The following is a 13,778-nucleotide window of genomic DNA, read 5'->3' on the forward strand; positions in this document are numbered from 1 at the left end:
GGCGGTTCTTGCGCCGGCGGCCGATCCGACCCGGTAGCATCGCTCCCTGCTTTGCTACGAAATTTCCATTGTCGCTGGCTGGCGCAAATAATTGTCGATGGCGTTGGGCGGCATGGGAACGCCGAGGAAATAACCCTGCAAGCGATCGCAGCCTTCGCGTTCCAGCCACAGGGCCTGGGCACGCGTTTCGACGCCCTCCGCGGTCACAGCCATTCCCAGACCGTGCGCGAGCGCGATGATCGAGCGGACGATCACCTGGCTCTTTTCGTCGTTCTCGAGATCCTTGATGAAGTAGCGGTCAATCTTGATCGTGTCGAACGGGAAGTTCTTGAGATAGCTCAGCGACGAATAATAGGTGCCAAAATCGTCGAGTGAAATCTGAATGCCGAGCACATTCAAGGTGTTGAGTGTGTCGAGATTGTTGGTGGTCTTTTCGAGTAGAACCGATTCGGTAATTTCCAGTTCGAGCCGATCTGCCCGCAAGCCCACCATATCAAGTGTCTGCGACACGCGATCGGTGAAACCGTCGTGCAGGAACTGCGCCGGAGACAGGTTGACCGCCACAGTGAAATGCGAGGGCCATGTGGTTGCCTGCCGGCAGGCCTGCTCCAGCACCCATTGGCCGATATCGCTCATCAGCCCATCTGCCTCGGCCATCGGCACGAAGACATTGGGTGGAATGATGCCTACCAGCGGATGACGCCACCGCACCAGAGCCTCGAAGCCGACGATCTCAAAGGGCGGTCTGACCAGCGGCTGGTACTCGATGGAGAACTGGTTTTCCCTGAGTGCGGTGCGCAGGCTCCGGCGCAGCATTTCCCGCTGCTCCAGCACGATCAGCATCGAGCGGCTGAAGGTTTTGGCGCGGCCCCGGCCTTCCTTCTTGGCTGCGTAAAGAGCGATGTCGGCAGCCTTCATCAACTGTTCGCCCTCGTTTCCGTCGGGTGGCGCAATGGCAATGCCAATGCTTGCGCCGACAAAAGCCGAGATGCCGTCGACCGTGAAAGGTTCCTTGAAAGCATTGACCACCGCTTCGGCCAATCGCTCGGCTTCCGCAGGCTGATCGGCGTCGCGCTGGATGATCGCGAACTCGTCTCCCGCAAGCCGGTAGGCAACCTCGCCGTCGCGCAAGACGCTGCGGATACGTTCAGCTGCCATCCGGAGCACTGCGTCGCCAGCGCCGTGCCCGAGCGTATCATTGATCGGCTTGAAATCGTCGAGGTCGATCTGCATCAGCGCCGGCTTCTTTTCATGGACTGCCGGCAGCACGCTTCGCAGGTCATCGCTGAACTGGCGACGGTTGGGCAAGCCGGTCAGGGCATCATGGGTGGCCTGATGAAGCAGTAACGCACGTTCGTTCTCGCCCTGGCTCGCGACTTCCCGTCTTACCGATGCCCCATCCGTCTCTATGACGCCGACGCCGTTCCCAGCGCGAAAGACGAGCAGGGTTCGCCGTGAGCGATTGGGCCCGTCGATGATTTCGATGCTGCGGGGAACGCCATTGGCAAGAACGGATTCAGCCATGGCCTTCGAGGCCGGTTCCAGCAGTTCGGGGTAGACATGCCAGAGCGTCGCATCGACCAGTCCGGCCACCTCGTAGGCCCGTTGAAGAGCAACCGAGGATCCCACGAGATGAAGGGCCTCGTCATAGACAGAGATGACTTCGTCTGTGTTGCCAAGGACGGTATCGTCCACGGAAGATGCAGCAGACAACGTCGAGTCAGTGCTTGACATCCTACCCTTTCCCTTTCCGTTGCGGTTTCGTTTGAACCGCCCGCGAGCATCGCTCGAGCTATCCAAGTGGCGAGAACGGTGTCGCGCTCTAATTCAGTCGGTCCTCATGCAGAGCTATCGCACAAGGTGTCACCGTCAATGCTGCACGCAAGTGGTGTGTCCGGTCATCAAGGCCAGCGGTTCGAGCTGCGTGTACAGGCACCTGCATCTTCCCTGTCCGGTTGCAATTTTGTAGCTCTTTCTATCACTTGCGGGCGACGCAGGCAATTTTCGAGCGACTCGGCGAGCATAGCGATATCTAGCGATCTGATGGCTTTGCTAATCCGTCATGGCTAAAATAGTGTTACCTTGCCAACAGCGGCGATCGCCAGCATTAACCATTTTTGGTTGGACGGGTAGGGCGCCCAATGGCTTGGCGCATCGATGAGACGCCTGGCACCTCACGCATTCGATCGGCTTCCGCAGAAGGCAGCGAACCACACCTGCTGAAGGCATAACCCCAGGTTATGCGGCTCTGCAATTTTTGTCGTCTGCCGACCGAGCGCCGAATCGTTATGGTGATCCATAACAAAAGAACGGGAACGACTGTCGTTCGCCTCGCGGCGCACGACAAACATCAAACACATTCAGCGACAGGACGCGGCCTGCCCGGCGCAGGGTCGATCCGTGCCTGCAATGGAGCGAAATCGTTATGGATGGCGCTGTCTTGCACTTGGGGAGTGGCAAACCGACAATGACCGAGGACGATACTCTGGCCGCCAAGGATGTGCCTTCCGCAAGGGGCCAGGCGCGAAAGCCGCTGATCAAGCTCGACAAGCTGAGCAAACACTACGGAAACCACACGGTGCTCGACGGTATCGACCTTGAGGTGATGCCGGGAGAAGTGCTGGCGATCATCGGGCCGAGCGGATCCGGCAAGAGCACGCTGCTGCGCTGCATCAACTACCTAGAGCCGCCGGATGGCGGGCATGTGTCCATCGGCGACATTTCGCTCAACGCGGCCGCACCCGCCGGGCGATCGGAGCTTTCGACCTTGCGCCGCAGCGTCGGCATGGTCTTCCAGTCCTTCAATCTCTTTCCGCATATGACCGTGCTGCGAAATGTCAGCCTGGCGCAGGAGCGCGTTCTCGGACGCAGCCGCAAGAGCGCCGATGAAAGGTCGATGCAACTGCTGAAGCGCGTCGGCCTGGCCGACAAGGCGGAGCAGTATCCCGGCCGCTGTTCCGGCGGCCAGCAGCAGCGCATCGCCATTGCGAGAGCGTTTGCGCTCGACCCGGACGTGATGCTCTTCGACGAGCCGACCTCGGCCCTTGATCCCGAACTCGGTCTCGAAGTCCTCGCGGTCATGCGGGAACTGGCAGAAACCGGCATGACGATGATCGTCGTCACCCACGAAATGAGCTTTGCCGAGAATGTTTCCGACACGGTGATGATCATGGCCGATGGCAAGATCATCGAGAAGGGGCCGTCGGCTGACGTCATGCGCAATCCGCAGCAGGAGCGTACAAAACGCTTCCTTCGGGCGGTGCACGACCGATGAGCACGGCCGACCTCTTCGCCATTTTGCGCGGGCTTCCCTGGACGGTCGCCTTGACGCTCGGCGCGTTCCTGGCCGGCGCCGTGCTCGGGGTGCCACTGGTGGCGGCCAGGCAGAGCCGCATCCTGCCGCTGCGATTTCTGGCGATGGTGTTCATCCAGATCGTGCGCGGCATTCCGCCGATCCTCTGGCTGTTCATCATCTTCTTCGGCCTGGGAATGAGCGTCTTCCCGATCAGCCCCTTCAACGCGGCGCTGGCCGGGCTGGGGCTGATCGCGGCCGCGAACATGGCGGAAATCTACCGTGGTGCGCTCGCCTCCATACATTTCGGCCAATGGGAGGCGTCGTCGGCGCTGAACCTTGGCCGCTGGCACACGCTGACGGACGTCGTCGCCCCGCAAGCCTTTCGCGTCGCTCTGCCTTCGGCCGCGAGTTACCTGATCGGTCTGATGAAGGAGACGGCCGTGGCCTCGACCATCGGCGTCAGCGAGCTTGCCTTCCAGGGCAACCAGCTGTCGCAGCTGACGTTCCGCGGTCTCGAAGTCTTCGCTCTGGTCGGCATGTTCTACATTCTCTTGAGCCTGCCGGTCGCCTGGCTGTCGCGCGTCGCCGACAGCTATCTGCAAGCAAAGGTGGCCCGCTGATGTTGCCGAGCTACGAAGAACTCTCCGGGTGGCTTCCCGATCTCCTGTCGGGCCTCTCGATCAGTCTGCAGGTCACGGTGCTCAGTCTCCTGATCGGCATTCCGTTCGGGCTGCTGCTGGCGCTTGGCGTGCTCGCCAAGAACCGGCTGACAAAGGTAATCGCCCTGTTCCTGGTCGAGGTCGGCCGTGGCGCGCCGGCGCTGGTCCTGCTGCAGTTCATCTATTTCGGCCTGCCGACATCGGGCCTGACACTCGGTTCCTTCACCGCAGCCGTCATTGCCCTTGCCTGGAACACCGGCGCCTATACCAGCGAGATCATTCGCGCCAGTCTGCAGTCGATCCCGCATGGCCAAAGAGAGGCCGCCGTCGCAATCGGGCTCAATCGACTGGATGCCTTGCGCTACGTCCTGCTGCCGCAGGGGCTGCGTGTCGCGTTGCCGGCGCTGCTCGCCTTCTCGATCCTGATCTTCCAGGGCACGTCGCTCTGCTTCACCATCGCGCTGCCGGAACTCGTCAGCCGCGCCTATGAAATCGGCTCGAACACGTTCCGCTATTTCCCGGCGCTTCTCGCCGCCGGCGTTCTCTACGCCTCGATCTCCATCCCCGCCGCTCTCCTCGTCAGTCATGTCGAGAAGCGCGCCGGCTCCTATGCGCAACGCTGAACCAACACCATGAAAGGGCATTCAGGCATGACTTCGTTCACGACCAAAACCCGCCTTCTTTTGACCGGTATCGCCGGCGTCCTCATTTCGGGCCAAGTGGCGCTTGCCCAGGATTGCACGCCGAAGCACACCTTTGCCACGATCGAACAGGGCACGCTGACGGTTGCCGTCACAACTTACGTCCCGCATTCCTATCTCGACGACAGCGGCAACATGAAGGGCATCGACGGCGATATCGCCGCGGAATTCGCCAAGCGCGAATGCCTGAAGGTGAAGGCGATTGCCGTCGATCCGGCCGCCGCCATCCAGTATGTGCTTTCTGGCCAGGCCGATATCGCCACCGGCGACTGGTACCGTACAGCCGAGCGCGCCAAGGTCATGAACCTCTCGGCGCCGCTTTATACCGACCAGATGGCGATCTATTCCAAGGATGGCTTCGCCACCGTCGGCGACCTCGAAGACAAGCAGGTCGGCACGGTGCAGGGCTATCTCTGGGTCACGGACCTGAAGACCATGCTCGGTTCCAAGCTGAAGCTCTATCCGAACTCGGTCAACATGCAGCAGGACCTCTTCTCCGGCCGCATCGACGTGGCAGTGGACGGCTATTCGACCGGCGTCGTCGCTGAAAAGAGCGGCGCGCTCAAGGACGTCAAGGTCAAGGTTGCCGCCTCCGACGATCGGGTCAGGGCCACCAAGGAAGCCGCGCAGGCGGCATTCCCCTATTCCTTCAACGCCAAGGAATTCGGCATTGCCTTGGATGCGCAGATCGAGGCGATGCATGCGGACGGCACCATCGTCAACGTCCTGAAGTCCTACGGCCTCGATGGCACCGCCGCCGAAACCGGCGCGCCACGTCTGGTCCAGTAAGGCCATATACGGGAGCCGCTACAGGCTCCCGTTCCCCTCGGCGGGCATGCCGATTTGAGAACAATTCGATATCGGAGACAAGACGATGACTGTCCACTCAGTCACGCGGAGGACGCAGTCGTGGTACGGAGAGTCGATCGGCATCCTGATCCTCGATGCGGCATATCCTTGCGTGCCCGGCAATGTCGGCAACGCCACGACCTATGATTTTCCGGTCCGCTTTCAGGAGGTCCGTGGCGCCTCCATCGACCGATTGCTCAATCAGCGCGATCCCGCACTTCGCGACGTCTTCATCGAAGCGGCGGTCGAGTTGCAGAACCGCGGCGTCAAGGCGATCACCGGCGCCTGCGGTTTCATGGCCTATTTCCAGGAGGAGGTCGCGGCCGCCGTCGATATTCCGGTGTTTCTGTCGAGCCTGATGCAGATCCCATTCATGCATGCGGCCGCCGGCGGCAGTGTCGGCATCATCACGGCCAACGCCGCGCGGCTGACGCCGCGCCACTTCGAGGCGAGCAACGTGCCGGGACATATCCCGCTCGCCATTGCCGGCATGGAAGGGCAGAAAGAGTTTCGCGAGGCCATTCTCGAAGAGAAGGGCACGCTCGACAGCGTGCAGATCGAGCGGGAGGTCACCGAGGTCGCTTGCAAACTCGTAGAGGATAACCCGGACGTTCGCTCCATTCTGCTCGAATGCAGCGATCTGCCGCCCTATGCTCATGCCGTGCAGGCGGCGACCGGTCTGCCGGTTTTCGACTTCGTAACGATGATCAACCACGTCCAGCAAGGCGTCGCGCGCAGGAGCTATCACGGCCGCATGTGATCGGGTCCGAGGGCAGGGCGCGAGACAAATCAGGAATAACCCCCAGGAACCAACCATGTCCATGGACCACTACTACCTCCTCGGCCGCTCGGGCTTGCGGGTCAGCCGGCTCGCGCTCGGAACGATGACCTTTGGCAATGGCGGCATTCGCGGGATCGGCGGCTCGTGGGGGTCGGACGAGGACGCCGCGCGCGCGATCTTCAACCGCTACCTCGAGGTCGGCGGCAATTTCATCGATACGGCCGATTCCTACGCGGCGGGTGTCAGCGAGGAACTGATCGGCAAGTTCGTGACCGAGACAGGCATCCGCGACCGGGTGGTGATCTCGACCAAGTTTTCCAACAGCCTGGAGCCCGGCAACCCGAATGCCGGTGGAAACGGCCGTAAGAACCTGATGCGTGCTGTCGACGCTTCGTTGCGGCGCCTGAAGACGGATTATATCGACCTCTATTTGCTGCACACCTGGGACAGGATCACGCCAGCCGAAGAGGTCATGCGGACGTTCGACGATCTCGTGCGCGCCGGCAAGATCCGCTATGCCGGGCTTTCCGACGTGCCCGGCTGGTATGCTGCGCGCGCGCAGACCTGGGCGGAGGCCCATGCCCTGACGCCGCCGATCTGCCTGCAGCTTCCCTATTCGCTGGCCGAGCGCAGCATCGAGAACGAATTCGTGCCGCTCGCCCAGACGCTCGGCCTCGGCATTACCGCCTGGAGCCCACTCGCCATGGGCTTGCTCTCCGGCAAGTATCGCGCCGGCCAGCAGGCGGCGGGGCGACTTTCGCTCGACACATCCGGCAGCGGGCTCGGCCTCTTTACCGAGCGCAATATGTGCATCGTCGCAGCCCTCGAGGCGGTAGCCGGTGAGACCGGTCGCAGCATGGCGCAAGTCGCCTTGAACTGGGTGGTGACGCAGCCCGGCGTCGGTGCCGCCATCGTCGGGGCGAGCCGGATCGAGCAGCTCGACGACAACCTGGCCGCATTGGATTTTTCGATTCCCGCCGAATTGCGCCAGCAACTACAGGCGGCAAGCGCGGTTGAAGCCGTCTACCCCTATTCGCTGTTTGCCGACGAATACCAGGCCGGCATCCTCAACGCCGGGGTGGCGATCGGCGAGAAGCCGCGCGGGTATTACAGCGAGACATTTCTGCCAAAGGTCTCCGATTATGTTTTCAGTCGACCGAAATCCAAGGATTGAAGCTCTCCGATGAGCCGCTTCCGCCACCGCTATCACGAAAGGAAAGAGGCATGACCGTGATGCCCGCAAACCTGACATCTACCGGCACTGCTGCCTCTTTCATTTTGACGCTCGCCTGCGATGACCAGCCCGGTATCGTCGCAGCCGTGACGACCGAGCTTGCGGCGATCGGCGGCAACATCGTCGAAAGCAATCAGTTTCGCGACGTCGAGACCAACTGCTTCTTCATGCGCATTGCCTTTACCGGTCCCGCCGGCATGTCGCGAGACGGCGTCGAGCGGGCGCTGAAGCCGGCGATCGATCGCTTCGGCATGAGGGCGGCGGTTGCCGATGCGACCCGCCGGCCGAAAATCATCGTGATGGTCTCGAGGTTCGACCACGCGATGCTGCATCTGCTCTACCAGATCCGCGTCGGCTGGCTGAATGCCGAGGTGGTCGCCATCGTCTCCAACCATGACGACAGCGCAAGGACCGCCGAGCTCGAAGGCATTCCCTATCACCACTGGAAAGTGACGAAGGACAACAAGGCCGAACAGGAGCAGCGGCTGATTGATCTGGCACGTGAGACCGAGGCCGACCTCGTCGTCCTTGCCCGCTATATGCAGGTCCTCTCCGACAGTCTGTCGAACCGGCTCTATGGCCGGATCATTAACATCCACCACTCGTTCCTGCCGTCCTTCAAGGGCGCCAAGCCCTACCACCAGGCGCATGCGCGCGGCGTCAAGCTGATCGGGGCGACGGCGCACTATGTCACGCCCGACCTCGACGAAGGCCCGATCGTCGAGCAGGAGACGGAGCGGGTCAGCCATTCGATGAGTGCCGAGGATTTCGTCGCCACCGGCCGCGATATCGAAAGCCGCGTGCTGGCCCGGGCGGTGAAGATGCATCTGGAAAACCGCGTCATGCTCAACGGCCACAGGACGGTGGTCTTTACACAGTGACGGCGACGTTATCATTGTGATGATTGATGGAAGCTGCGGGAAAGACGAAGCAATATGCCCGCGCGAAGGACTTGAACGATGCTGAACGATCCCCGCTCCCATGGGCTTTGGGAAATGACCGCCCCGCCGCCGCCGGTCACCGGCCCGCTTGCAGCCGACGCCTCCGCCGACGTGGTGGTTGTCGGCGGTGGCTTCACCGGCATTTCGGCCGCGCTGCATCTGGCGGAAGCCGGCCGCAGCGTCATCCTGCTCGAGGGCGCGGAGATCGGTTTTGGCGGCGCGGGCCGCAATGTCGGCCTGATCAATGCCGGCATGTGGGTGATGCCCGACGATATGCCCGGCGAACTGGGTGACGCGCACGGCGAGCGGCTGCTGGGTCTGCTCGGCAACGGGCCGCGCATGGTGATGGAGCTGATCGACAAGCACGCGATCGCCTGCGAGCTGGAGCGCAACGGCACGCTGCATTGTGCCGTCGGCGATGCCGGCCTGAAGGAAATCGAGGACCGGGCGTCGCAATGGCAAAAGCGCGGCGCGCCGGTGGAACTTCTTGATGCGGCCGAGACGGCCGCACGGATCGGCACGAACGCCTATGCCGGCGCCTTGCTCGACAGGCGGGCAGGCACGCTGCAGCCGCTCGCCTATGTCCGCGGCCTGGCGCACGCGGCCGAGCGTGCCGGCGTCGTCTTGCACACGTCAAGCCGGGTCGTCTCGACCGAACGCATCGGCAGCCGCTGGAAGGTGGCGACGGACAGGGCGTCGGTTACGGCGGACTGGATCATCGTCGCGACCGATGCCTACAGCACCGGTCCATGGGAACGGGTGCGGACCGAACAAGTCTATCTGCCCTATTTCAATCTCGCGACCCGGCCGCTCGCACCTGACTTGCTGTCGAGCATTCTTCCCAACCGCGAGGGTGTCTGGGATACCAAGGAAATCCTCTCGTCCTTCCGCATGGACAAAGCGGGCAGGTTGGTGTTCGGCAGCGTCGGCGCCTTGCGCAACGGCGGTGCGGCCGTCCACAAGGCCTGGGCCCGGCGTTCGCTTGCCCGGCTCTTTCCGCAATTGGGCAGGGTGGATTTCGGGTGCGAATGGTATGGCCAGATCGGCATGACCACCAATGCACTGCCACGTTTCCACCGGTTCGCGCCGAACGTCGTCGGCTTCTCCGGCTACAACGGCCGCGGCATCGCGCCTGGAACGGTGTTCGGCCGGGTGTTGGCGCGCCACATTATGGGAGAGATTGCCGAGGCGGAACTGCCGTTGCCACTCACCGATGCGAGCGACCCGCCGATGCGGCGTCTCAAGGAGGCCTATTACGAGGCTGGTGCCCAGGTCGCCCACTTTGTGGGCGACCGTTTCTGATCAACCTGCTCGCCGTCAATCCTCGGCGAAGATGTCGGCGTCGGCGTTCTGTTCCATCAGCCAGTCGCGAAAGATCTCGGTGCCACGCTTCGGCGGGCGCTGCGCCGGCATGACGATGTGGATGCTCTGTCCCGAAAGATAGCTCGCCCGGATCGGGCAGACGAGCCGGCCGGCCTTCAGGTGGTCGTGCACCAGATGCTTCCAGCCGAGGGCGACCCCTTGCCCGAGCACCGCCGCCTCGATCGAATTCAGCGCATCGGTGAAGACGAAGTCCTGCGTCAACTTTGCGGCCGAGACTTCGTTGCGCTCCAGATACTCCCGCCAGCCGACGCGTGAGCGATGCCGCTCCTCGAAATGCAGGAGCGTGTGGTTGAGCAGGTCGGCCGGGGTCTCGATCGGTCCATGCTCCCTGAGATAGGCCGGACTGCAGACTGGCCACACCTCCTCGGTGACGAAATGCCAGGCGTGGATGCCCGGCCATTTGCCGGCGCCAAGCCGGGCGGAAAGATCGATATCCTCCTCCAGCAGGTCCTGATCGTCGCGGCTGCTTTCGGCGATGCGCAAGGCGATATCCGGATGCTGCGCCTTGAAGGCTTTCAGTCGCGGCAGAAGCCAGAGCTGCACGAAGGATGCGGAGAACGAGACGCGCACGATATCGCGCGAGTGCTTCTGCCGGAGCGACGAGATCACCATGTGCAGGTGATCGAAGGCTTCCTGCGTTTCCTTGTAGAGCCGCTTGCCCTCGGCCGTCAGCTCCAGTCGAGCGTGCTCGCGGCGGAAGAGTTTCAGACCAGTCGCCTCTTCAAGCAGCCGGATCGTCTTGCTGACGGCCGGCTGGCTGACATTCAGCTCTTCTGCTGCGCCGGTAAAGCTCTGCCGCCGGGCGGCGGCCTCGAAGACGAACAGATAGTTGGCGGAGGGGACGAGCGAGCGGAGTCTATGCATAAACTGAGGTTATGCCCCCGGACAATTTTTAGCAAGATTACAAGCGCTCCAGCCGTTTGTAAGTTGCTGAAAATTCCACATAAGGGAACCTCTCCATGCAAACTCATGCTCGGGCCGTGGTCATCGGCGGCGGCTGCGTCGGCGCAGCTATTCTCTACGGTCTGACGAAGCGCGGTTGGACCGATGTCGCTCTGCTCGAACGCACGCAGCTGACAGCCGGCTCGACCTGGCACGCCGCCGGTCTCATTCCGTCCTATGCCCGCAGCATCAATATCGGCCGGATGATCGCCAAGACCATAGAGATCTATGAAGGCCTCGAAGCCGAAACCGGACAGCATGTCGGCTGGCACAAATGCGGCCAGTTGCGCATTGCCAACACCCGCGACCGCTTTGACGAGTACAAGAGCTACATGAGTGTCGCCGAGGTTCAGGGCATTCGCGCCGAACTCGTTTCGCCCGCAGAGGCCCGCGAACTCTGGCCGCTTCTTGAAAACAACAAGGAAATGCTCGGCGCGCTCTACCACCCTGACGACGGCCACATCGCACCGGCCGACGTGACCCAGGCGATGGCCAAGGGTGCCCGCGACCGCGGCGCCAAGATCTATCTCAACACCGAGGTACGCGGTTTCGAGCGCATGCCGAGCGGCGAGTGGAAGATCAGGACCAATCAGGGCGAGATCATCTGCGAGCACATCATCTCGGCGACCGGCAATTATGCGCGCCAGACCGGCGCTATGCTCGGCCTCGAAATCCCGGCGATCCCGATCGTTCATCAATACTGGATCACCGATGCCGTTCCGGAGGTAATCGAGCGTAAACGCCAGGGCCTGCCCGAAATGCCGATCCTGCGCGACGAGGGGTTCGAGGGCTATCTTCGCGAAGAGGGTGACGGCCTGATGTTCGGCCCCTACGAGAAGACCGAGCACCTGAAGCTGTTTGCCGAAAACGGCGTGCCGGAATGGTTCGGCGCCGACCTGCTTGAAGAAGACTTCGATTCCGTCTCTTGGAACTGGGAGCGGGCGATGGACCTCGTGCCGGCGCTCGGTCGCGTCGGCATCAAGGCCAATGTCCGCGGCCCCTTCCAGATGACTGCCGACGAGCTGCCTTTGATGGGGCCGGCCTGGGGGCTCGAAAATGTCTGGATCGCCGAAGGGGTGCCGGGCGGCATCCTCTGGGGCGGGGCGATCGGCTACTACCTCTCCGAGCGCATCGTCGAAGGCGGTAACAGCCTCGACACCTCCGAGCTCGACCCGCGCCGCTTCGGCGACTACGCGAACAAGAACTGGACGCGCGAGAAGGTGCGCGAAGCCTGGGGCACCCATGCCGAACAGCACTATCCCGGCCAGGACATGCCGGCTGCCCGACCGCAGAAGACAGCGCCCTCCTATGATCGCCTGAGCGAGAAGGGTGCCGTCTGGAGCGTTCTCAACGGCTGGGAAATGCCCAATTGGTTTGCGCCTGAGGGTGTGGAGGCCAAGGACCAGCATAGCTGGCGCTGGACCGAGAAGGGCAAATATGTCGGCGAGGAGGTTCACGCCGTGCGCAACGCCGTCGGCCTTGTCGAGATGACCCCGATGACCAAGTTCGAGGTCAGCGGCCCGGGTGCCGAAGCCTGGCTCGACGGCATTCTTGCCAACCGCCTGCCGAAGACAGGGCGCGTCAACCTTAGCCACCATCTGACGGCCAAGGGTGGCGTCCAGGCCGAATATGTCGTCGCCCGTCTGGAAGACGGTTTCTTCTACCTGATCTCGACACCGCGGGCCGAGCGCTGGAATTTCGACGATCTGTCGAAGCTTCTGCCGAAAGACGGCAGCGTGCAGCTTCGCAACGTCACCAACGATCGCGGCTGCTTCACCATCGTCGGACCAAAGGCGCGCGACGTGCTGCAATCGCTGACGGAAATCGACCTCTCCAACGAAGCGTTTCCGTGGTTTGGCGTGCAAACGGGCACGGTGGCGCTCGCCAGCGACGTCCGTCTGCTGCGCGTCAACTATGAAGGCGAGCTCGGCTGGGAACTCTATCACCCGCTCTGCTATCAACGGCACCTGCTCGATGCGCTGCTTGCCGCCGGCGAGGCGCATGGCCTGAGGCTGATCGGCCTGCAGGCGCTGGAATCGCTGCGTCTCGAAAAATCCTACCGGGCGATGTACCGCGACATGAACCCGGAACTCAGCGCCTGGGAGAGCAGCCTCGATCGCTTCGTGCGCCTCGACAAGGGCGACTTCATCGGCCGCGATGCGCTGGTAAAGGCAAGGGAAGAGGGCGTTGCCCGCCGCTCCTTCACCATCGCGATCGATACCGACGGTGCAAGCTCGCTGATCTATGAGGGTGTCTATCACCAGGGCAAGCTTGTCGGGTGCATCACCTCGGGTGGCTATGCCTATACGCTCGGCTACGACGTCGCCTTCGCCCTGCTGCCGGTCGAGCTTGGCGTCCCGGGAACGGAACTCAAAGTCCCAATCCTTGGGGAGCGGCGCAGGGCGCGCGTCATTGCGGAATCGCCCTACGATCCCGAAGCCAAGCGCGGCCGCATGTAACGGTCCTCAAGCAGACAGCGAAAATTGCAGGAAAGGGTTGGTCATGAAAATACTTGTGACGGTCAAGCGGGTGGTTGACTACAACGTCAAGATCCGGGTGAAGGCGGACGGCTCGGGTGTCGAGCTGGCCAATGTGAAGATGTCGATGAACCCGTTCGACGAGATCTCGGTGGAAGAGGCGCTGCGGCTGAAGGAAGCCGGCAAGGCCGAGGAGGTCGTCGTCGTGTCGGTCGGTCCGGCCAAGGCCGAAGAGACGCTGCGGACGGCGCTGGCGATGGGCGCCGACCGGGCGATCCTGGTCGAGACCGACGACCCGGTCGAGCCGCTCGCCGTTGCCAAGATCGTCAAGGGTGTTGCCGAGGCCGAACAGCCGGGCCTGATCATCGTCGGCAAGCAGGCGATCGATGACGATTCGAACCAGACCGGCCAGATGCTGTCGGCACTCTTGGGCTGGGCCCAGGGGACGTTTGCTTCCAAGGTCGAGATCGGTGAGGGAAGCGCGACGGTGACGCGCGAAGTTGATGGCGGTCTGCA

12 protein-coding genes are annotated in these 13,778 nt (G+C 62.5%); 10 read left to right on the plus strand and 2 right to left on the minus strand.

Annotation, left to right across the window (positions count from 1 at the left end):
• Positions 1 to 54: 54 nt before the first annotated feature.
• Positions 55 to 1,734 (minus strand): EAL domain-containing protein, encoded by a 1,680-nt coding sequence (locus tag BC363_RS17630; RefSeq protein ID WP_065783488.1) that lies wholly within the window; start codon positions 1,732 to 1,734, stop codon positions 55 to 57.
• A 733-nt stretch (positions 1,735 to 2,467) separates the two neighbouring features.
• Between BC363_RS17630 and BC363_RS17635 the strand changes: the two genes are divergently transcribed.
• From BC363_RS17635 to BC363_RS17670, 8 genes are all read left to right on the plus strand, one after another.
• Complete coding sequence (locus BC363_RS17635) at positions 2,468 to 3,274, plus strand: amino acid ABC transporter ATP-binding protein (protein WP_065783487.1); 807 nt, start codon at positions 2,468 to 2,470, stop codon at positions 3,272 to 3,274.
• Entirely contained in the window at positions 3,271 to 3,915 is a 645-nt protein-coding gene (locus BC363_RS17640; RefSeq protein WP_065783486.1) for an amino acid ABC transporter permease, read from the plus strand. The genes BC363_RS17635 and BC363_RS17640 overlap by 4 nt, the downstream gene beginning before the upstream one ends.
• Positions 3,915 to 4,577 carry an amino acid ABC transporter permease gene (locus BC363_RS17645; protein ID WP_065783485.1) on the plus strand — a complete coding sequence of 221 codons (663 nt, stop codon included), beginning with the start codon at positions 3,915 to 3,917 and terminating at the stop codon, positions 4,575 to 4,577. Before BC363_RS17640 ends, BC363_RS17645 begins: the two co-directional genes overlap by 1 nt.
• Positions 4,578 to 4,604: 27 nt before the next feature.
• Positions 4,605 to 5,444, plus strand: coding sequence for a transporter substrate-binding domain-containing protein (locus BC363_RS17650; RefSeq protein ID WP_065783484.1), 840 nt, complete (start codon positions 4,605 to 4,607; stop codon positions 5,442 to 5,444).
• An 85-nt stretch (positions 5,445 to 5,529) separates the two neighbouring features.
• Positions 5,530 to 6,264 carry an aspartate/glutamate racemase family protein gene (locus BC363_RS17655; RefSeq protein ID WP_065783483.1) on the plus strand — a complete coding sequence of 245 codons (735 nt, stop codon included), beginning with the start codon at positions 5,530 to 5,532 and terminating at the stop codon, positions 6,262 to 6,264.
• 55 nt (positions 6,265 to 6,319) lie between these two features.
• The gene (locus BC363_RS17660; protein WP_065783482.1) at positions 6,320 to 7,459 is read left to right on the plus strand and encodes an aldo/keto reductase; all 1,140 of its coding nucleotides are present in this window, start codon (positions 6,320 to 6,322) and stop codon (positions 7,457 to 7,459) included.
• 50 nt (positions 7,460 to 7,509) lie between these two features.
• Positions 7,510 to 8,400 (plus strand): formyltetrahydrofolate deformylase, encoded by an 891-nt coding sequence (gene purU / locus BC363_RS17665; protein ID WP_065783481.1) that lies wholly within the window; start codon positions 7,510 to 7,512, stop codon positions 8,398 to 8,400.
• 78 nt (positions 8,401 to 8,478) lie between these two features.
• The gene (locus BC363_RS17670; RefSeq protein WP_065783480.1) at positions 8,479 to 9,762 is read left to right on the plus strand and encodes an FAD-binding oxidoreductase; all 1,284 of its coding nucleotides are present in this window, start codon (positions 8,479 to 8,481) and stop codon (positions 9,760 to 9,762) included.
• Positions 9,763 to 9,777: 15 nt separating this feature from the next.
• Here BC363_RS17670 and BC363_RS17675 read toward each other — a convergent pair whose 3' ends face one another.
• Positions 9,778 to 10,707 carry a LysR substrate-binding domain-containing protein gene (locus tag BC363_RS17675; RefSeq protein ID WP_065783479.1) on the minus strand — a complete coding sequence of 310 codons (930 nt, stop codon included), beginning with the start codon at positions 10,705 to 10,707 and terminating at the stop codon, positions 9,778 to 9,780.
• A gap of 95 nt (positions 10,708 to 10,802) precedes the next feature.
• On the opposite strand from BC363_RS17675, the gene BC363_RS17680 reads away from it, so the two are divergent.
• Positions 10,803 to 13,244 (plus strand): FAD-dependent oxidoreductase, encoded by a 2,442-nt coding sequence (locus BC363_RS17680; protein ID WP_065783478.1) that lies wholly within the window; start codon positions 10,803 to 10,805, stop codon positions 13,242 to 13,244.
• Positions 13,245 to 13,287: 43 nt separating this feature from the next.
• Positions 13,288 to 13,778: electron transfer flavoprotein subunit beta/FixA family protein (locus BC363_RS17685; RefSeq protein WP_065793318.1), on the plus strand; the 491-nt coding region annotated here is incomplete at its 3' end.

Origin of the sequence: Ensifer sp. LC384 (genome assembly GCF_001695865.1) — a bacterium.
Taxonomy (GTDB): domain Bacteria; phylum Pseudomonadota; class Alphaproteobacteria; order Rhizobiales; family Rhizobiaceae; genus Ensifer.